At 46.5% G+C, this 21,520-nt stretch carries 15 protein-coding genes; 8 read left to right on the forward strand and 7 right to left on the reverse strand.

Annotation, left to right across the window (positions count from 1 at the left end; genetic code table 11):
• The first annotated feature begins 44 nt into the window (after nucleotides 1-44).
• A complete protein-coding gene (locus BDI_RS08400) occupies nucleotides 45-665 on the forward strand; it encodes an HU family DNA-binding protein (protein ID WP_008779597.1) in 621 nt (206 codons plus the stop codon).
• Nucleotides 666-720: 55 nt separating this feature from the next.
• Here the strand turns inward: BDI_RS08400 and BDI_RS08405 are convergent, their stop codons facing one another.
• Entirely contained in the window at nucleotides 721-1,263 is a 543-nt protein-coding gene (locus BDI_RS08405; RefSeq protein WP_005858125.1) for an RNA polymerase sigma-70 factor, read from the reverse strand.
• 110 nt (nucleotides 1,264-1,373) lie between these two features.
• Between BDI_RS08405 and BDI_RS08410 the strand changes: the two genes are divergently transcribed.
• The 5 genes from BDI_RS08410 (at nucleotide 1,374) to BDI_RS08430 (ending at nucleotide 11,433) form a co-directional block, all read left to right on the forward strand.
• Nucleotides 1,374-2,387 (forward strand): FecR family protein, encoded by a 1,014-nt coding sequence (locus BDI_RS08410; RefSeq protein ID WP_011966559.1) that lies wholly within the window; start codon nucleotides 1,374-1,376, stop codon nucleotides 2,385-2,387.
• Between the two features lie 191 nt (nucleotides 2,388-2,578).
• The gene (locus BDI_RS08415) at nucleotides 2,579-5,986 is read left to right on the forward strand and encodes a TonB-dependent receptor (RefSeq protein ID WP_005858129.1); all 3,408 of its coding nucleotides are present in this window, start codon (nucleotides 2,579-2,581) and stop codon (nucleotides 5,984-5,986) included.
• A 27-nt stretch (nucleotides 5,987-6,013) separates the two neighbouring features.
• Nucleotides 6,014-7,660 (forward strand): RagB/SusD family nutrient uptake outer membrane protein, encoded by a 1,647-nt coding sequence (locus BDI_RS08420; RefSeq protein ID WP_011966560.1) that lies wholly within the window; start codon nucleotides 6,014-6,016, stop codon nucleotides 7,658-7,660.
• A 123-nt stretch (nucleotides 7,661-7,783) separates the two neighbouring features.
• A complete protein-coding gene (locus BDI_RS08425) occupies nucleotides 7,784-9,607 on the forward strand; it encodes a DUF4091 domain-containing protein (RefSeq protein WP_011966561.1) in 1,824 nt (607 codons plus the stop codon).
• 23 nt (nucleotides 9,608-9,630) lie between these two features.
• Nucleotides 9,631-11,433 carry a DUF5107 domain-containing protein gene (locus BDI_RS08430; RefSeq protein WP_011966562.1) on the forward strand — a complete coding sequence of 601 codons (1,803 nt, stop codon included), beginning with the start codon at nucleotides 9,631-9,633 and terminating at the stop codon, nucleotides 11,431-11,433.
• Between the two features lie 14 nt (nucleotides 11,434-11,447).
• Here BDI_RS08430 and BDI_RS08435 read toward each other — a convergent pair whose 3' ends face one another.
• Entirely contained in the window at nucleotides 11,448-12,026 is a 579-nt protein-coding gene (locus BDI_RS08435) for an RNA polymerase sigma-70 factor (RefSeq protein ID WP_005858137.1), read from the reverse strand.
• Nucleotides 12,027-12,214: 188 nt separating this feature from the next.
• On the opposite strand from BDI_RS08435, the gene BDI_RS08440 reads away from it, so the two are divergent.
• Both BDI_RS08440 and BDI_RS08445 read left to right on the forward strand, forming a co-directional pair.
• Entirely contained in the window at nucleotides 12,215-14,308 is a 2,094-nt protein-coding gene (locus BDI_RS08440; protein WP_005858139.1) for a DNA topoisomerase 3, read from the forward strand.
• 3 nt (nucleotides 14,309-14,311) lie between these two features.
• A complete protein-coding gene (locus tag BDI_RS08445) occupies nucleotides 14,312-14,803 on the forward strand; it encodes an NUDIX hydrolase (protein WP_005866300.1) in 492 nt (163 codons plus the stop codon).
• Between the two features lie 343 nt (nucleotides 14,804-15,146).
• On the opposite strand, the gene BDI_RS08450 is transcribed toward BDI_RS08445, so the two are convergent.
• From BDI_RS08450 to BDI_RS08470, 5 genes are all read right to left on the reverse strand, one after another.
• Nucleotides 15,147-16,529 carry a DUF1080 domain-containing protein gene (locus BDI_RS08450; protein ID WP_011966564.1) on the reverse strand — a complete coding sequence of 461 codons (1,383 nt, stop codon included), beginning with the start codon at nucleotides 16,527-16,529 and terminating at the stop codon, nucleotides 15,147-15,149.
• A gap of 149 nt (nucleotides 16,530-16,678) precedes the next feature.
• Nucleotides 16,679-18,334: a DUF6377 domain-containing protein gene (locus tag BDI_RS08455; protein WP_011966565.1), complete on the reverse strand. Its 1,656-nt coding sequence runs from the start codon at nucleotides 18,332-18,334 to the stop codon at nucleotides 16,679-16,681.
• Nucleotides 18,335-18,447: 113 nt separating this feature from the next.
• Nucleotides 18,448-19,836, reverse strand: a complete 1,389-nt coding sequence (glmM, locus tag BDI_RS08460) for a phosphoglucosamine mutase (protein ID WP_005858149.1) — start codon at nucleotides 19,834-19,836, stop codon at nucleotides 18,448-18,450.
• Nucleotides 19,833-20,405: a DUF4827 family protein gene (locus BDI_RS08465; RefSeq protein WP_005858151.1), complete on the reverse strand. Its 573-nt coding sequence runs from the start codon at nucleotides 20,403-20,405 to the stop codon at nucleotides 19,833-19,835. Before BDI_RS08465 ends, glmM begins: the two co-directional genes overlap by 4 nt.
• Before the next feature lie 52 nt (nucleotides 20,406-20,457).
• On the reverse strand, nucleotides 20,458-21,507 hold the full coding sequence (locus tag BDI_RS08470; RefSeq protein ID WP_011966566.1) for a DHH family phosphoesterase: 1,050 nt from the start codon (nucleotides 21,505-21,507) through the stop codon (nucleotides 20,458-20,460).
• Nucleotides 21,508-21,520 lie beyond the last annotated feature (13 nt).

Below are 21,520 nucleotides of genomic sequence, written 5' to 3' on the forward strand. Positions count from 1 at the left end.
TCCGAGGCATCCTATACATTATCCATTTAAATAACGAGAAAATCATGGGAAAACCAAGAAGTGGCATCCAAGTCAGTATTTATAATACACCGGGCAATGAACAACGCGGGCCAACATCCTGCGCACGAGTCATCACCAGAGATACCAAACGCATGAACGATATATGTGAGTATATTTCCGAATGCTCATCCGTCACCTCCGCCGACATAAAAGGTGTATTGGAGGCACTTACTTCCTATATCGGCAGGGAATTATCCTATGGGTACAGCGTGGAACTGGAAGGATTGGGACATTTCTCGCCATCGGTAAAAAGCAAAGAAGTAACGGACCAGAAAGGAAATACTAAATCAAGCGCTAGCATACACGGCGTTAACTTCCGCTGCTCTCCCCGACTGAAGGAGATGGTAAAAAAGAACGCCCCCATCTTGGTTAAACGGGAAAATCTGCCCAAAACGGGAATCGAGGGAAGGAAGGCTAAGATGTTATCTTATCTAGAAAGAAACTCATATATAAATCTCACCGATTACGCCGGCTTGAACAATTGTACCCGCTACCGTGCGAGCGAGGATATCAAGCAATTTATCAAGGATAACGTAATAGCCAGCGTAGGATATCGAACACACCGGATTTATGTGCTGCCTGAAAAAGAAGACGGGCAAAACTAAAACTTAAGACGCAGTGGCACTTCCGGACTCTACAAATACGTGACCTAGGAAAGCGCTAGATAAACCAGATAAGTAACATGATATTTTTCTTCAAGAACTTCAAGGCTTCGCTGATCTGGTTCTCAACGGTCTTCTCGGAAATATTGAGTTGGAAGGCTATCTCTTTATAGCTTTTATGCTCCTTCCGGCTTAGATTAAAGATAACCCGGCGTCTTTCCGGCAATTCCTCTATCAAATGATCGATATACTCCCCCAAGTTATAGGCGGTGATCTCTTCCTCTAAGTCGTAGGAGGTATCCATAGCGGACAAGACCGTCATTTTATAAAAGTCCTCGTTCACGTTCTTCCGGTGATGATTAAAGATCAAGTTACGGGTGATGATAAACAGAAGACCCTTGAAGTTATCATCCTCCCGGATGAATTCCCTCGACTCCCAGACCTTGATAAACACCTCTTGTACCACATCCTCGGCTACATCCCGATTATTCAAATAAAGCCCGCAGAAATGATAAACCTTTTCCCAATATTGTTTATACAACATCGAAAAAGCCTCCCTATCTCCTTCTTTCAACGACTTTATAATTTGTCTCTCTTCCATTTAGCATCACATATCGTTTCGCGAAGATAATAAAATCATATACTAATAAAAGTTAATGATATCCCAGTTCTCCCGGACTTCTTTGTACTATTAATATAGCACGAGAAATAATGGAAGAAGAAAACAAATATATAAGCGATTTATTAATCCGATATGTAAATGGACTCTATACACGGAACGATATAGAGACCTTGCGGAAGCTAGCCGCATCCATAACCGAGCGAGCAGAATTAGAAAGCGAAATGGACCGGGTCTGGAACGAGGCGCAAGACTTACCTCAATCCGATTCCCATAATCATCTGCTTTATAAGAAGGAGGCGCAAGACCTGTTGGATAAGACACGTAAAAGAGAAAGAAGAATCTCCCTATCCACTTTCATCAAGTACGCGGCGAGCATAGCGATTATCGTTTCCATCGGATTCGGAGCGAAACTATACCTAAATCATTCAGCAAAGCAGCATACATCTGCCAGCGACCATCTCCTAACGGAAATAAGCGTCAATCATGGCGAACATAAGCAAGTCACCCTTCCCGATGGCACGGTCGTTCATCTAAACGCCGGTACCGTCATGCGATACCCAACGGAATTTACCTCTGACATCCGTTTGGTAGAAATGGAAGGAGAAGCTTTTTTCAATGTCATGAGAGACGAGGGCAAGCCCTTCATCGTCCGTACCCGGCAAGCCGACGTAAAAGTACTCGGAACCTCTTTCAACGTAAAAGCCTATCAAGAGGATGAGTTGATGGCCGTCAGCGTTCGGACCGGAAAAGTTGAGGTGGATATGCCCGAAAGCGTAATGCGCCTATTACCGAACGAGCAGATAATCGTGAATAACACAAATGGAGAGATTCTTAAAAAGAACGAGGACGCCCAAAAAGTAACGGCTTGGCTGCAAGGCGGCCTTTATTTCAACCGGACACCTATCAGTAGCGTTATACACGATTTGGAGCGGATGTATAATCAAGAGATCGTACTCGATCCGAATGTCGTATTCGACGATTACATCTATGGCGAGCACGACAATAAAAGTCTGGAAGCCGTACTGAACGCAATTCAATATTCAACCGGCATCCGATACCGGAAAGAAGAAAGTCGGATCGTGTTATATAAAACGAGTCATTAACCTTAAAATCGATTTGCCCATGAAAGATACGACATAAGCTTAGCCACATAAAAAAGGGAAACCGACCTCTGACCTTCGATCTCCCTTTATCTTTCCCGATATGTACACCCTTGGATTGGACCCCCTTGGAGATTACATAAATCGGACTGTTTTTAAAAGTGTATAAAAACAACCTTTAAACATACAAAATTATGAACTTTCCAACTATTACTAGGAATAATTGGATGTGTTGTTCTATTATTTTAGTTTTTTTAGCGTTAGGCTCCCCTGAACCTCTGCAAGCGCAAGAAAATCAGAAAGAAAGAATAACAATTCAAGTCAAAAACCAACCCATACAGAAAGTCTTTGATGATTTGTCGAAGCAGACAGGATTAAAATTTTTCTATGGAGAAGCCATCGCGAACCGGAACGTACAGGTTAACCTAAAGTTCAAAAACGCTCCCGTCAACAGCGTATTGAACGAGATCACCCGGCAAGCCAATCTTTATTTTAAGCGGGAGAATAACACGATAGCCGTCAGTCTCGGAAACGCGGGCAACGCCTCCGTTCCGGTGACGCAAGACCGAAAAGTGACCGGTATCATTACAGATGAACGGGGCGAACCGATCATCGGAGCGAATGTCGTGGTAAAAGGTACGTCAAATGGTACAGTTACCGACCTGAACGGTCAGTACAGCATCGAGGCGAACGGTAAATCGATCCTACTCATATCCTACATCGGCTATTTATCGGAAGAAGTGGCCGTAGGCAACAACAAAACCCTCAATATCCAGCTAAAGGAAGACACCCAGAAGCTTGATGAGGTAGTCGTGATCGGTTACGGAACACAGAAACGAAGCAATCTTTCCGGAGCGATCTCGAAAATATCCTCCGAGGTAATCGACTCTAAGCCGGTTACAAATGTCCTGTCCGCCTTGCAAGGAGAAATTCCCGGTATGGTCGTTCAGCGAACATCCGGACAACCGGGTAACGAGGAATTCGACTTGAACGTGCGTGGCGCCTCCTCCACGAACGGAGGGAATACCCCGCTAGTCTTGGTCGACGGAATCCCCGGGGATATGAATATGATCAACCCGCAGGATATCGAGGCTATATCGGTATTGAAAGATGCCTCAGCCTCCATATATGGTTCCCGTGCCGCCGGAGGTGTTGTATTAATCACGACTAAGAAAGGAAAGAGCGGAGCACCGAAACTTACTTACAACGGGAACTTGGCGATCACGAAAATGACCGGAATCATGAAAGCCCCGACAAATTATGAGATGGCGATTATGGATAACGAGGCGAACATACACAACGGTGCCGCCCCACTCTATACCCAAGAGCTTCTGGATCGCATCTTAGCGAACGATCCGAACCCTATCGACCATCCCACCCAACCCGGCTGGAAGCTCTTTTTCACGAACACGGACTGGATGGACGAGTTGCTGACCAATGGCGTACAACATCGCCATAACCTAACAATCTCCGGTGGAGGCGAGAAGTCTAACTATTACCTATCCGCCGGCTACAGCAAACAATTTGGCGTGGTAAAATATGCAGACGATAATAATACCAAATACAATCTGCGTATGAATTATGATTATCGATTGGCAAAGTGGCTAAAATTAGAGACAAAGGTATCTTTGGATAACCAGAAACGTACGGACATAGGAAGTAATGGCGCTTGGGTGATCGGCGAGGCGATGTTTGATATGCCGAACTTCCCGATCTATAACGCCAACGGAGAGTTCTTCACGCAAGGAGGCTGGAGCAATGCGATAGCGCTGGCCAAGGAAAGCGAGACCGCCACGTTCAATACCCGGGAGATGAACGGTAACTTTAGATTGATCGCCGATATCACGGACGGACTCGTGTTTAACGCTCAAGTGGGCTTAAACTACAAAAACAAGAATAACGAGGATATAGCGAAAGCCATCCCGCTCTATACATGGGACGGTGACATCAATTATTATACGGGAGCAGGTAGTCCCGAACAATCCGCTGTAGATCGTACGACCGAGGAAACCATCTATCAAAATTATACGGCTTACTTGAATTATAATAAGAACTTCGGACTGGATCATCATTTAGATGCCATGTTAGGTATGGCTTATGAGGCAGAAGAGGTCCGTATGTTCATGGCACGCCGAGATAATTTCATCACAGACGAATTATGGGAACTCAACCTTGGTGGCACCGGAAATATGAAGAACGACGCCAAAGCTGAACATTGGGCGACAAGCTCGGCTTTCGCCCGTATCGGATACAGCTTCAAGAATAAGTATATCTTGGAGACAAACTTCCGCTACGATGGTTCCTCCCGCTTCGCCCCGGGTAACCGTTGGAGAATGTTCCCCGGCGTATCCGCTAGCTGGCGTATCTCTCAAGAGGAATTCCTAAAGAGCTCTAAGGTATTCAACGAATTGAAACTAAGAGCTTCTTACGGACAAACAGGTAATCAAGAAGGTATTCGTCTATACGATTATATCCAGTTGCTAAAATTCAGGGACGACGGTTGGGGAACTAAATTGACCTATCCTTTCGGCAGCGGTTCACAAACACAAGCGATGGGGCTGGATGTCTTAGCCGGCGTAAATCGCACATGGGAGATCTTGGAGAATATCAACGCAGGTATTGATGCCGCTTTCTTAGACTCCCGCTTAGGATTCTCTTTCGACTACTTCGTGAAGATGAACAATAATATGTTGATCCCCGTAACTTATCCCAGTATGCTAGGGGCAACTCCCCCGGATACGAACTCGGGCAAATTGCGTACGAATGGCTTCGAGCTTACCTTAAACTGGACGGACAAAATCGGTAATGTCGAATATTCCGCACAATTCCAATTGAGCGACGCTAAGAACAAGCTCGTGGAATACGGAGGCTCGGACACTTATGAGCTAGGCTTGAACAAGACGAGAGAAGGATATCCCATCAACTCCTATTTCGCCTATGTATATGATGGCGTAGTCAAGGACCAAGCGGATCTGGACGCTTACAAGAAGCTGGAAGGCGTACCCTCTAATATCGGTATCGGCGATGCCAAATTCAAGGATCTGAACGGCGATGGGAAAATCTCCACTTACGGTGATAAGGAAGGGGACGACGGCGACGCTAAGTATGTCGGCTCAACCACTCCCCGATATACATTCGGATTAAACTTGGGTGCCAAGTGGAACAACTTTGATATCAGCGTATTCTTCCAAGGAGTCGCTAAACGCACCTTGTTCCGTGAAGGTGAGTTCTCCATGCCTTGGAGCGACTGGTGGAGATATCCGCCTCAGTTCTATTACGGGCAAACCTGGAATGAGGATCGTCAAGACGCATATTATCCTCGTCTGACCCACGGCGATATCAGGCATTGGAACTACCAAGCGTCTACGATGCAAAAGATCAACGCCGCTTACGTACGCCTAAAGAACATCCAGATCGGATATACCCTGCCGAAAAGCTTATTGCAGAAGATCGGTATCGAGCGGACCCGTTTTTATGTAAGCGGACAAGACTTATTCGAGATACACGGGGTAAAAGGCGGTTGGGACCCAGAGTCTGACACTGGAGGTTTCAACTATCCGTTCCAACGTTACTACTCATTTGGTATCGACTTGACTTTCTAAGGTTTTCTATTTAATAAAACGAATATTATGAAACGATTCAATATAATTATCACGTTATCCGCCACCTTAGGACTATTCAGTTGTGAGCTGGATAAAATGCCAATGGATCAAGTGTCGGACGCTGTATTCTGGCAAAAGCCGGCCGACTTTGAATTGGCCGCCAACGATTTCTATTTTGGGCTCCAAGAGGTCTCCCAATATATAGACATGAACTCGGATATCGCCTTTGGTTCCGGCACGAACGATGTCAGCGACGGTTCCTATCTGGCCCCGGTCAACTCGGATGATTGGGACAACCCATGGAAATTTGTCCAATCTACCTCTTATTTGCTTAAGAAAGCGGAGGAATCCGGTTTGTCGGACGAAGAGATCGGACGTTGGAAAGCAGAAGCGCATTTCTTCCGTGCCTACAACTATTGGAAATTGGTGAAAACTTATGGAGGAGTGCCTAAGATAGACATCCCGTTAAATACCTCCTCGGAGGAACTTTACACACCTCGTTCCAGCCAACAGGAGATCATCGATTTTATTATCGAGGACTTGGATAAGGCCATTCCTCTCCTTCCGAAGCAAAGCGGACTGACCGCTGAGGAATTAGGACGTACCACGCAAGGGGCGGCATTAGCTCTCAAGGCCCGTGCGGCCTTGTTCGAAGGAACTTGGCAAAAATACCACGGGATGGCGGACGCAGGCAAATACCTCGACCTAGCTATCCAAGCGGCCCAAGCCATTGTCGATTCCAAGGAGTATGAACTATATCGCGAGAAAGGAGAACTCAGTTACAAATATCTTCATATCCTAGAAGGCGACGACAGCAAGGAAGTCTTGTTGGCAAGACGGTATTACAAATTGAGAGCGACTCATAACTGGACCCGGGAACTATTATTAGGTGCCATGGTACCGACAAAGAACCTTGCGGACGTATACCTTTGTACCGATGGTTTACCTATCGATAAATCCAAGTTGTTCAAAGGATTCCAAACCCAGACAAGCGAATTTGAGAACCGGGATTCCCGGATGGCGCAAACGTTTGTCGTACCCGGTAGCGAGATATTCTCGGAAGGGGGCGGATGGGCAACCGTAGAGCCGGGATTCATCGGTAACAATTCCACCCGGACCGGATACATGATCCGCAAGTTTATGGATGAAACGCTGGATGCCGTACAATTCATTGGGGAATACGATTTCAAGGAATTCCGTTACGGAGAGGTCCTATTAATCTTGGCCGAGGCTTTATACGAGAAGAACGGACAGATCACGGACGAGCAATTAGACCTGACCATTAATGACCTGCGAAACCGGGCGAATATGCCTCGCTTGACCAATGCGTTTGTAGCGACGAACGGACTGAATATGCAGGAAGAGATCCGGCGTGAGAGAACCGTGGAACTGGCATTCGAAGGATACCGTCGGGACGACCTACGTCGTTGGGGCACGGCAGAAACAGTTCTTCCCCTTGCGATCCGTGGCGTGAAATTCGTGGGTACGGAGTATCAACAGAAATTCCCGGAGTTGGTGATCGGACAGGATATACAGGTGGATAGCGAAGGCTTTATCATCGCCCAACCTGCGTCCGCCCGCAAGTTCCAGACACCGAAGCATTGGCTATCCCCGATCCCTTTGCAACAGGTACAATTGTCGAAAGGAACCTTGGAACAGAACCCGGGTTGGTAAGGGTTTTTCCAAGAATAAGCGACTATATACATGAGGGTAGGCCCAACCTATACGAGAAGGGAGGGCCTACCTATCTGGGAGGGGAATCCCATTTAAATATGAATTATCTTAAATTTTTATAGCATGAAGAAATACTTTTTAGCGGTAGCTAGTTTTTTTATTTATTCTCATATCAGTCTAGGCCAAGTGTATCCGGGGCAGATGGATTCCACGTTTGTCCCTGTACGGAGTCACCACTATGACCCGGAGTTAACATTTGATTTTTGCGTGAATGAACCCGCTTGGAGCAATCAGGCGGGTATCCATTCCGCCTTCGGATCGACCGACCGGCTTTATTTCCGGAAAGAAGTACCCGTAAACCATGACAACGATTTATCATCTTCCTACTCTACGACCGTTTGGAGGGGGGAAAGAGCGAATGCCCAGATATTGGTATGGTCGTCAGAAGCGTTGGAACAAGTACGTGTCTCTACGCAAGACTTGAGGAGCGCCGAGGGAAACATCATCCCGAAAGACCGGATTACCTTCGAGTTGGTGCGTTACGTATTGTCCAATTATCCGTATGCCGAGAAAAAAGCCATCTGCGGGGAATCTCCCTACAAATCCGGCTTCTCGATGCCAGACCGTTTCGAGACGCTGGACCGCTTCGATCTCCCTTCCCAAACCACCCGTCCGGTATGGATGATGGTGGATGTGCCGAGAGGAACCGCTCCCGGTACGTATAAAGGCAAAGTGGAGGTACGGGCGAAAGGCAAGGCTCCTCAACTATTGAATCTGGAGATCGTGGTGCAAAACCAGTTGCTCCCCTATCCGAAAGACTGGAAATACCGTCTGGACCTATGGCAGAACCCATGGGCCGTGGCATGGTACAATCACGTGGAACCTTGGTCACCAGAACATAAGATGCTTCTCAAGCAGCATTTGAAGCATTATGCCGACGCAGGTGGTACCTACATCACGACTTATGGAGTACATTCTCCTTGGTCCGATAACTCCTATATGATCGAGGGGGGTATGATCGAGTGGATCAAGAAAGCAGACGGCACATGGGCCTTCGACTACAAGATCTTCGACGAGTACGTAGAATTAGCGATGGAATGTGGCATCGACGAGGCAATCACCCTCTACACCCCGATTCCTTGGGGATTCCGTCACCGCTATAAGGACGAGGCTACAGGCGATTATTCTTATATCAACTGGGCGCCAAGCTCGGAGGAATTCAAGAAGATGTGGAATATCTTCCTCACGGATTTCAAGTTCCATCTGGAGGCTAAAAGCTGGTTGGACATCACCTATATCGGAATCAACGAGAATCCGATGGAAGAGACCTTAGCGGCTATCCATGTCGTGCGTAACCATGATAAATGCTGGAAGATCACTTACGCCGGCAATTGGCATAAGGAATTGGACGGACTGCTGGACGATTATTCTTTCCTCTACGGGGAGGAACCTACCATCACCGAGCAAAAGGCACGGACCGCCACCGGACGCACGTCCACCGTATACGTATGCTGTAACCCGCCGATCCCGAACAACTTCGTGTTCTCACCTCCTATCGAGGGACGTTGGATCAGTTGGTATGTAATGGCGTATGGGTACGACGGCTTCTTGCGATGGGCTTACGACGCTTGGCCGGAAGATGCCGATCGCGACGCACGTCATGGCTCTTGGGCGGCGGGCGACTGCTATATGGTATATCCGGGAGGCAAGAGTTGCATCCGCTTCGAGAAGATGAGAGAGGGTATCGTGGATTTCGAGAAGGTCCGTATCTTACGGGAGCTGACCGCCCAATCGGGTAATGCTCAAGCCCAAGGCTTATTGAAGCAGCTGGACCAACATTTGTCCATCTTCCCCAAAGAGAAAGAGTTCGACGAGAGCAAGATATCGGCAGACGTACGTAAGGGTAACCTCATCATCCGTCAACTGTCCGATCTATTGGCGAAATAATGGGCTTATATAGCAGGAAAGACATGAAAGCATATCGTTTAATCCTATCACTCATGGCAAGCGTAGCCGTAGGGACAGCATTCTCGCAGACAACAGGTGTTGTTTGCGAGGAGTTCGACCAGATACAGCTGACGCACGTATTGACGCCCACCGGCCCGCTACCGACTGCCTTGGACCCGAATGGCGTATACCCCTATATGAGTTATAGCGAGACCTCAAATCGTCCGGTGCCTAAAAGGTACCGGATGATCTCGCTAGAGAACGAGAAAGTCAAGGCCATCATCTGCCCTGATCTTTGCGGGAAAGTAATATCCCTCACTCACAAGGAGAGCGGCAAGGAGGTCTTGTACAGGCCGGACGTAATCAAATACACACGGATATTACCCCGCTTCTATTTCGTGGCCGGGGGGATCGAGGTCAGTTTCCCGATCTCCCACTCTCCCACGCAAAATGAGCCGGTGCTTTATCAGATCGATCATACGGGAGACCGCACATATGTAACATGCGGAGAACGGGAATCTCATTACGGTATGCAATGGTCTGTAGAATATTCCTTAGGAGATAAGGACGAATGCCTTACCCAAAGGGTTGTTTACTACAACCCGGGAAAGCAAGCCTATCCATGGATGTCATGGTCCAACGCCGCCCTTCCTTGCGCACCGGATACCCAATACGATTTCCCGAACGGAACCGTATTATCCCATGCCTCCACGTTGGATACGATCGACTGGAAAACGGAAGGAACCCATCATGAACGGGATATCAAAGAGATGACCGGCTACTTCTGGAAGACGAAAGACGTGAACGCTTTCGGGGCTTACACCCCCTCCTTGGGTAGCGGCCTCTACCACATCGCCGACGAATCCAGTACGCCCGGTATCAAGCTATGGAGTTATGGCGTAGCCGGCGACAAGGAATGGTCTATGCTCAGTACCCCCGACCGGCAGCCTTACGTAGAAATCCAAGGTGGCCCGATCAGCGACCAATCTATCAAGCTCGAATTGCGTCCCGGCGAGAAAAAGAATCACGTAGAATATTGGATACCGACAGATCATCCTTTGGATATCTATTCCTTAAAGGTTCCGGCATTAAGGCTTCGCCCGATCGATCGCATCCCGCTATTCGACTGGGCCCGGAAGAATGAATCTTCCATCTGGATCGCCTTAGCCGATGCCTATAAGAATAAGTCCACGCTTCCCGCCGCCCCCTATCCGGAAGACGGGCAGTGGGCTCCATCCGGCATGGAAGATCTGGACGATGCTTTTCGTTGGGCGATCCAAATATCTCCCCGGCCGGAACGGGATTATTGGCAATTCCACTATGGGACTTGGTTGGCTGGAAGAGAACGTGTAGAGGAGGCGATCGAACAACTATCCATTCCGGATATCGATCTGGCGAAAGCTTTATTGGCAAGGCTATATGTTCGTCGGCAGGCGTGGGAAAAGGCGAGAGATACTTACGCCGCTATCCCCGAGACCTCGTGGTTGAACCTACATCCCCAGTTGGTTATCGAGCGGGATAAAGTATTAAAGAAGTTTGGAACAGAGGCTTTACCGGAACGGGAAAAATGGTTGGATAAGATAAACGCGTCCTCTGATGAATGGGTGGTCGAGCGAAAGGTACAGCTACTGATTGATAAGAAGCAATATCAAGAAGCCAAGGATTTATTACTATCCACCCATTTCCAGAAAGTGCATCAAACTTACACCCGTACGGGACTTTGGGAACAGATCAACGAAGGCTTGGGCCTCTCCCCGCAACCTGTACCGGAACAACTCGGCGAGGATCGCTTAGCCCGGTTCGGTGCCTATCGGGAATATGAATAAAGGGAGGTGTGTTTTTAGAGCAGTAGCTTCATATAAGTCTCCGCATATTTAGCCAGAAACGCCCGGATCACTTTCAAGGCCGTAGAGATATGTTGTTGTACCGTATATACCGAGATACCCAAACTGTCGGCTATCTCCTTATGGGATTTCATATCTTTACGGCTCATATCAAAAACCCTTTTTTGTTGTGGGGTCAACGTTTCAAGCGCCTTATCCAACAATGCGTTTAAATCCGTATCCAATACCGAGTCCTCCGTCTCGTTCGTGCTATCCAATGAGGCGGACCGTATCTTATCCCTCAGCTCCAACTCACGATCCAGTCCCGCCAACAGGTTTAAGATCCGATTTTTCACGATCGTATACACATACGGGCCAAAAGGTACATTCGGGTTCAAGAAACGGCGATTCTGCCAAATAGAGGCGAAAGCATCCTGAAAAACATCTTCCGCCATATCCCGGGATTTAAGGAATTTCAAGGAAAACCACATCAAGCGGTCCTTATACAGGGCATATAATTCACAAAAGGCCGACTCGTCCCCTTCTAGCAAGTCCGCCACAAGCCTTCTTTCTTTCTCTGAATCAATGTCTGCCATTCGACTTATTCTCCCACTTCGATTACATAGGTTCAAATGTATGCAAAATTCCCAAAGGTAAAAACAAATTGAACCAAAATCAGCAACTCCATCATACAGCTTTATAAACTCACGATAACAAACATCTTTGCTCATTCGGAAATAATCATGTATTTTTGTCTGTTCATTTAAGAAAGGATGATGTATTGATGAAAGTTTGTATCGCCGAAAAGCCGAGTGTGGCCCGGGAAATCGCGGAAGTATTAGGGGCAACCCAACGAATGAATGGGTATATCGAAGGAAACGGATATCAGGTAACTTGGACATTCGGGCATTTGTGTACCCTGAAAGAACCGCATGAATACGCGGAGAACTGGAAACGCTGGAGTCTGGGGTCACTACCTATGATCCCTCCCCGGTTCGGTATCAAACTAATCGAGAATCCTACGTATGAGCAACAATTCAAGGTAATCGAGAGCCTGATGCAAAATGCCGAGATGGTCATTAACTGCGGTGATGCCGGCCAAGAGGGAGAGCTGATCCAACGCTGGGTCATGCAAAAGGCAGGTTGTAAATGCCCGGTCTACCGCCTTTGGATCTCCTCGCTTACGGAGGAGGCGATTCGGGAAGGTTTCCAAAAACTAAAAGAACAGACGGAATTCAATAAGTTATATGAGGCCGGGCTATCCCGTGCCATCGGTGACTGGTTGCTGGGGATGAACGCCACCCGCCTTTATACCTTGCGCTACGGGCAGAACCGGCAGGTATTATCGATCGGCCGTGTGCAAACCCCGACGCTCGCCTTGATCGTAAACCGGCAAGCCGAGATCGACAATTTCAAACCGGAACCCTATTGGGAATTAAAGACCATTTACAGGAATACGACTTTCTCCGCCACGAAAGGTAAGTTCACGAAGAAAGAGGAAGGTGAGGCTTTTCTGGAGAAGGTAAAGGAACAGGATTTTACCGTTACCAGTATCACCGAGAAGAAAGGGAAGGAATTCGCCCCTCGCCTATTCGACTTGACCTCGTTGCAGGTGGAATGTAATAAGAAATTCGCGTTTACGGCGGACGATACCCTAAAGCTGATCCAATCGCTCTACGAGAAGAAGGTGACAACCTACCCGCGTGTCGACACGACTTTCCTTAGTGATGATATTTATCCGAAAGTTCCCAATACCTTGAAAGGGCTGGTGGATTATACGGAGCTTACCGCTCCTTTGATGAATCAGAAATTGCCGAAGAGCAAGAAAGTGTTTGATAACTCGAAGGTTACCGATCACCATGCGATCATCCCTACCGGAGTCCCCGCCCGCAATCTTACGGATACGGAACGGAAGGTGTACGATTTGGTAGCCCGTCGTTTTATCGCCGCCTTTTATCCGGATTGCGAGATATCGACCACTACGGTCTTGGGTCAAGTGGATAAGGTGGAATTCAAGGTAACCGGAAAGCAAATCCTCAAACCGGGTTGGCGTGTCGTATTCGGAGCCGAGCAGAAAGATCCGGAGGCTGAACCTACCGAGGAAGAAGGCGTATTACCCGATTTCGTGAAAGGAGAAAGCGGCCCGCATAAACCGATCTTGAAAGAGACTTGGACCCAGCCTCCGAAACCTTATACAGAAGCTACTTTATTGCGGGCGATGGAAACCGCCGGTAAATTAGTGGATAATGACGAGCTGCGGGATGCCTTAAAGGAAAACGGCATCGGCCGTCCTTCTACCCGTGCGGCGATCATCGAGACTTTATTTAAGCGTAATTATATACGAAAGGAACGTAAGAATCTTTATCCCACCGCTACCGGCGCGGAATTGATCGGCACGATCCATGAGGAACTGCTGAAAAGCGCAGAGTTGACGGGGCTTTGGGAAAAGAAACTACGCCAGATTGAACGAGGGACTTATGAGGCCCGTACTTTTCTGGATGAGTTGAAGCAGATGGTAAACGAGGTCGTCATAAACGTCCTTTCCGACCAAACCCGGCGAACGATTACGATTGAGGATACGTCTAAAGCAGCTAAAGAAACTCCCAAAGACGAACCCAAGGAGAAAAAGGAAAAGAAACCTCGTAAGCCTCGTGCCAAGAAAGAGAAAGCAGAGGCTACTCCCGAATTGGAGCTTCCATCAACGGATAAGCCCGTTTGCCCCATCTGTCACAAAGGCTCTATCCTCCGGGGCAAAACCGCTTATGGCTGCTCTGAATACAAGAATGGATGTACGTTCCGCTTGGATTACGCTACGTATGGAAATAATTTAACGGATGAGGAGTTAGGTACGGTTATCAGTAAATTAAAGTCTATTTAAAATATGAGAACAGAATGGTTTCCTCTGGTAAACGAGGAGGGTGAGACGATCGGAAAGGCTACTCGCAAGGAATGTCATAGCGGAAGTAAGTTGCTACATCCCGTAATCCATTTACATATCTTTAATAAGGATGGAGATCTATATCTCCAAAAACGTTCCATGAACAAGGATATACAACCGGGAAAGTGGGACACGGCCGTAGGTGGGCATATTGATTATGGAGAAAGCGTGGAAGAGGCCCTGCGCCGTGAGGTTCGTGAGGAATTGGGCATTACTGATTTTACGCCTGTCTTCATCAAACGTTATATATTCGAGTCTTCCATAGAGAAGGAATTGGTAAACAGCTTCCGGACCACTTACGATGGCCCCATCACCCCCGATCCCGAGGAACTGGACGGAGGACGTTTCTGGCCGATCGAGGAGATCAAAGAGAATCTGGGGAAAGGCGCATTCACCCCGAATTTCGAAAAGGAATTCACCGCTATTTTCCTATAGGATAAAAACGCTACACTTCAGCTAGAATAGTTATTCAAGAGCCTGTTCATTCTTCGTAAGATACTGTTACATTCCACAAACCACGGCGTGAACTGTACAGACCACGACGTGAATTATACAAACCATGCTGTGGTCTGTACGATTCACGCCGTGGTTTGTGGAATGTAACTATATATGATTATCTTTATATATAGTAAATAAGATGTTTTGTCCTATAGTAATCGACCTATTATATTATAGCTGTAACCCCATATGTATCTTACCTCGAAACCTAACAATCTTTGCCTAAAGCACTAATACCTCTACCTTAAATCTAATGTTTGTTCAGACCTTAAAACTAATCTTATATATTAATGTGTGGTTTATACATATCTTGCGCTGTCAAACCGCATTCCTTTTTCATACGGATACAATAATCGAGCGTTCCTACCTCCGGCGTGATATTGTTGGAACCGAACGTGAACTTTACACCCGCGGCTTTCGCTTTCTGAATGATCGCTTTATTCGGAATATGATAAAGCTCGTTTATCTCCAAAGCCTTTCCACTTTTTGCCAAGGCATTCACGAAACGGTCGATACGCTCTTCTGTCCAAAACATATCATATCGGTCACTCATCGCATCGGGAAGGAAACAGGAATTCACGTACATATCGACCGGCTCTTCCAAGACAGAACAGATACGGTCCAACATCATATCCATATATGCTTGCTCATCATCGATAATCACTTCCTTGTTTACCCATAGGTGCGTACGCCGCCCCTTATGATCCAGAAACGTCATGGCATCGGTAAACACATAGTCAAAGCTGTTGCGGGCCGCCTCCGAAAAGGTTGTTACCCACTCACGTCCTTCCGCTTGCATAGCCAAGATAAAGGGTTGGGTACGCATGGTATCCAGATAATTATACAACTCCGTATCGTTCGTGATCGAGAAGCCGATGCCACAATTGATAGCCAAGCCATAATTAACACCCGTCTGGCGTGACTGCCGTGCGGCTACTTCCTTCGTCAATCCACCTTTTAAATGAACATGATAATCAAGCACGGGGAAGTCCTCTTGGTGCAAACGAATAATCTCGTCCGTCTGCTCATCCACGGCATTCGCCCATTGAGCGGGAATGTCTATTCCTTTCGCGCTGAACGCCTCTAACGAGATATTCTTAAACTGAAGATTTCCACGTCCCGTACCTACCAGCGAGATAGTACCTTGGGATAACAATGCTTTAGCGTTCTCCTTCAAACGGAAAGGTTTGGAAGGCTCTATATATTCTACGACAGTCTCACCATTAATCCGCACCCGGATAAGCCGTCCTTCTACCCGGATATTCATCTTGAACCATTCGTTCTCTTTCACGAAACTCTTCGTCAGGTTCCGGACCGACACCAAGCTACCCGTCATCCGCCACCAAACCGGATCTTCCCGATCGTTGTTCAAGGCGATACGGTATCCTTTACGATCCGTAGCGTCTGTATGGATACCAATATAACCTTTGCCACCGGTCGTGGTACGTACATCCATATCTAACTCGAAGTTCGTATAGCCTTTGCCATCGTTCAACAAGGCACGGGCGTTGGAACCGGCCAACGTAAGGACATCATTTTGTATGACTACGACGCCGGTTGTCTTCCATGCGTTGTGATCGACCGTATCGGATACGTTCTCTTTCGTAAATCCCGTGAACACCAAACAGGCAATCACGGCAGCGATCATTAATTTAATCTTCATGGCATCTCTTTTTAAAAGTTATGCCGCAAATGTATCCGGGAATAAGAAGCAAAAAGAAGATTGATATAAAAATGTAGACAGTACGATCCGCTATCCTATTAAATACAAATCAGTTAATAAAGATCACCATCCTAAAAAATGTAGATTGATTATAACGGATTCCGGTTAATCCCGATCCTCATCACCCAACCTTCAAACTCATCACGAGGCACTAACGCCTTATTACGTACCTTGGTCCGGTAGTTATAGATCGTACTCAACGAGCAACGAAGAAAAGCGGCTATCCTTACGCTGTCCGTAACCCCCAACCGCATCAAGGCGAATATACGAAGTTCCTTATTCAACAGATCCTCCGATTTCAAAACGATACGTTCCTCGGGCTGCAACAAAGCGTTGAAGTCCTTGACAAACGTAGGATATAATCCAAGAAAGATTCGATCGAAGTTAACATAAAGCGCTTCCACCTCATTCTCCACCATACGGGTCGAACGGAGCATCTTGAATAACTCGTCCAACTGTTTATTCATCGCCTTCTTCTGTAGCGATTTCTGGTAATCCTCCAGTTTATTAATATAGGTGGAGCAGAGATCGAGGAAATGAGCGATGTATTCCTCCTTGATATGGTTTGACTCCGATAGCTGTATATTTCGCTCTTGCAATAAATCATTCGTCTCGCTTATCTCTCTATTCAACTTTACCAAACGGGCATTGGTATTAACCAACTCTTCTCGTATCGCTGAGATCTTCCGCATCTGCCTATACACATAGGCAAGAGAAAGGATCAGAAAGAGCGTCAATAGGCTGATCGACAAGAAATAAGTCATCAATTGCCTTTTGCCCTGAGCTTCCCGTGTCTGATAGGAAGCATTAATGATAGGATAGAATTTAGATATCTCATTCATGCGGAACTGTATATTGCAAGTAACGGCACCTTCTATAGCTAGCTGCGCATATTTAAGGGCATTGGATAGATCACCACTTTCATAATAATTCAACGCCAGCTTTTGGATAGAACCACTATCCAAGAAGGCCCTCTTGATATCGGCGATAACCGACAAGGTATAATAGTCTCGGGCGAGATCGGTACGCCCATCCATATCATAAACATCTCCCAGCAGATAAGTGATCATCGCGAAATTCGGGTTATACCGCTCCTCTTTCTCCAATAAAGGGATGAGCACCTTCTCCGCAGACCTCGCCTGTCCGTGAGCCAGATATTTCTGCGCCAGATTTATCTTATACCGATAAGAGACCGTATCTAAGACAGACAATAACGAATCCTTGTATAAATCAAGTTGTTTCCTATATTCAAAAGAACCCAGATTCGTACTGTAATAAGAGAAAAACGAATAATAAGCCTCATAGAAATCCTGTTTCTGCTCTTTAGACAGCAATTCACGGTCTATGCTTCGCAACAGACTTTCCGACTCACGGTACATCCCGGAGAAAGCATAAAGCGTAGCCAGTCGTAAGCGGGAAGTATAGATGCGTGCCGTATCCTTCATAAATGACGCTATTTCCATATTCCGCTTTATGTAATAGATGGCCGAGTCTTGTTGTATTTTCTTGAATTCCTCGTATAATTGGTGGTTGATCTCATATTCCTGCCACAACGATATCTTGCTCAAGAGAAACATGTCCTTTAGCTGCGTGATCCGTTGCTCCCGTTGCTGCAGATAAAAAGATCTATTCAAGACAGCTTCATCCAGCTCCTTGGCCAACATGTCCCCTCTCAGCCCTCCCCATGCGAAGGCTTGAACCATCCCGACAATTAGAAATAAGATTACCTTTATTAGTTTATTCATTACACGAACTGAGAATTATCCAAAAGAAAAGGGTTCAGTCAAATCAACAGAGCATAAATAGCTTACCTCAGCTGAAGACTGAACCCAATATTTTAAAACGCCCCGAAAGGGTGTTATTTACACATCTCGTTGATGATCTGTATTAATTGACCGCCTAATTCCTCGGCTTCCTCCATCGTATGGGCCTCAGAGTAGATACGGATGATCGGTTCCGTATTGCTTTTACGCAAATGAACCCATTTATCCGGGAAATCGATCTTCACGCCGTCGATATCCGTAATATCATATTGAGAGAACTTCTCTTTTACTTTCGCTAAGATAGCGTCCACGTCGATCTCCGGCGTTAACTGGACTTTTTGCTTGGAGATAAAATACGGAGGATAGGAAGCCTTCAACTCGCTCGTCTTCATCTTCTTCTTTGCCAGATGAGTCAGGAACAAGGCGATACCTACCAAAGCGTCGCGTCCGTAATGGCTGGCCGGATAGATCACTCCACCGTTGCCCTCACCACCGATCACTGCATTCGTAGCCTTCATCTTGGTAACCACATTTACCTCACCTACAGCGGCGGCATTATATTCGCAGCCATGAGCACGGGTAACGTCACGAAGCGCACGGCTGGAGCTCAGGTTACTTACCGTATTACCCGGAGTATGGCTTAATACGTAATCACTGACAGCGACCAAGGTGTATTCCTCGTTGAACATCTCGCCATTCTCGCAGATAATCGCCAAACGGTCTACGTCCGGATCTACTACGAAACCGACATCCGCTTTCGCATGTCCCATCAAATCGGAGATCTCTGTCAAGTTTTCCGGAATGGGTTCCGGATTATGAGAGAAGTTTCCATGAGGGGCGCAATGCAGCTTAAAGATTTCCTTCACACCCAACGCATATAACAAATCCGGGATCACGATACCGCCTACGGAGTTCACGCAATCGATAGCTACACGGAAGTTAGCGGCCTTAATAGCCTCCACGTCCACGAGATCCAGATTCAAGACGCTCTCAATATGTTTTTGCTTATAAGTCGCATTCGGGATTACCTTGCCCAAATGATCCACGTCGGCGAACTCGAAGTCCTCGGCGGCAGCTATGCGTAATACCTCAGCCCCCTCAGCGGCATTCAAGAACTCACCTTTCTCATTCAAAAGCTTCAAGGCATTCCATTGCTTCGGATTATGACTGGCGGTAAGGATAATACCTCCGCAAGCCCCTTCCATAGCTACGGCCAATTCGGTAGTCGGGGTCGTGGCCAGATCGATATCCACCACATCAAATCCCATACCGGTAAGCGTTCCTAGGACGACTTGTTTTACCATCGGACCGGAGATACGTGCGTCACGCCCTACAACGATCTTATTGGTCTCCACTTTTGTGTTTTTTCGGATGAATGTAGCATAAGCGGCTACAAACTTAACAATAGCTAACGGATTCAATCCGTCTTCCGGGCTACCGCCTATTGTACCGCGAATACCGGAAATAGATTTAATTAGTGTCATAAGTTTTCTTCAAATATATATTCTAGAATTTCGTAATATACAGGTTGACCGTTTGATTGATCATTATAGGCTCCTCTTTTGAAAGGCACTATCATTTTCACTTTAGCCCGATCTCCAACATACTTCAAAGGCTCTTGCATTCCCTCACTTACATAATAATAAGAGGGATCATAAGGTGAATTCTTCGAATAATCCCCATATGTAAAAGCGATAGGAGAAGTTCCATTACTATGCGGGCCATAGTTCTCAATAGCGACAATAGTAGAATCCATGAAGTAACTCATCTTACAACGGTACAACATTTTCGTCTTATATTGCACCGCTCTCTGATCGCTTCCCTTATCAATAATATTCAAATAGACACCATTATCCAAGAGCACAAACTGATTTTCCTTAAATACGCTATCAGCAGGAAAATCATCTAAGATCTCAAGGCCCTTATCATCGATAAAACGCTCGATTGCCTTTTTCTCATCTTTCAACATATCCGTGTACGACTTTGTCTTGCTACAAGAGATAGCAACTAATGCGGCACACAGAATCAACAGGATATTAAAACCTTTCTTCATTTGTTAGTCTTTAATTGAATGAATCGCAAATGTAAATAATCTTCGTCAAACCTTACGCATGTTTGCCTAAATCTTCTGATTTATTAGGATTAAATTCCTGTAAACCTTTCTCAAACACGGCTACGGCCTCAGATAAAGAGCCATAGAACTCACCTCCGGACGCATTTTTATGTCCACCCCCGTTGAAATAAGTAGAGGCAAACTGGTTGCAAGGGAAATCGCCCACGGAGCGAAGCGATACCTTTATGTAATCGCTGTCCTCACGAATAAAGACACTAAAGCTTACGTTCTCTATGCTTAACGGTAAGTTCACGAAACCTTCCGTATCTCCAGTCTGGTACTGAAAACGATCCAGTTCCTCTTTCGATAACGTGATAAGAGCCGCCTGTTGTTCCGGATAGACCCTCATCTTCTCATACAACACATATCCCATCATACGTAAACGGCACTCGGAATAGACCTGATTCACCTTACGATAGATCAAATCCTTATCAATCCCCTTCTTGATCAATTCGCTGACGATCGTATAAATCTCCGGTTTATTCGAATTATAGGTGAACGATCCCGTATCCGTCATCATACCCGTATAGATACAAGCGGCGGCATCCCGATTCAATAAATCGAACATCCCCATACGACAAATAAAACGGAAGATCATCTCACTGGTAGAAGACATCTCCGGATACGACATCGTCACACGACAAAAATCTGCGGGGTTCAAATGATGATCAATCATCACCTTGCGGCCTTCTGAGGCGATCACCGCCGGAGCCAGTTTCTCGATACGTTTGGGTTCATTGAAATCGAGGCAGAAAATAACATCCGCTTCCTTGATCAATTTCTCGGCGAAATCCGGATATTTCTCATGTATCACGACATCCTTAGCGCCCGGCATCCATCTATAAAAAGAGGAAAATGCGTTCGGTACCACTACCGCTACATTATCCTTACCGTAAGCGGATAGGAAATGATATAAACCAAGGGATGAACCTAATGCGTCGCCGTCTGGTGAGACATGCGTCACGATAACAAAACTCTCGCCTTTCTCTACGTATTTTTTGGCTTTCTGAATCTTCTCTTCTTGAATGATTTTAGTGATCATATAATCTTTTTGT

This window comes from Parabacteroides distasonis ATCC 8503 (genome assembly GCF_000012845.1).
GTDB lineage: Bacteria > Bacteroidota > Bacteroidia > Bacteroidales > Tannerellaceae > Parabacteroides > Parabacteroides distasonis.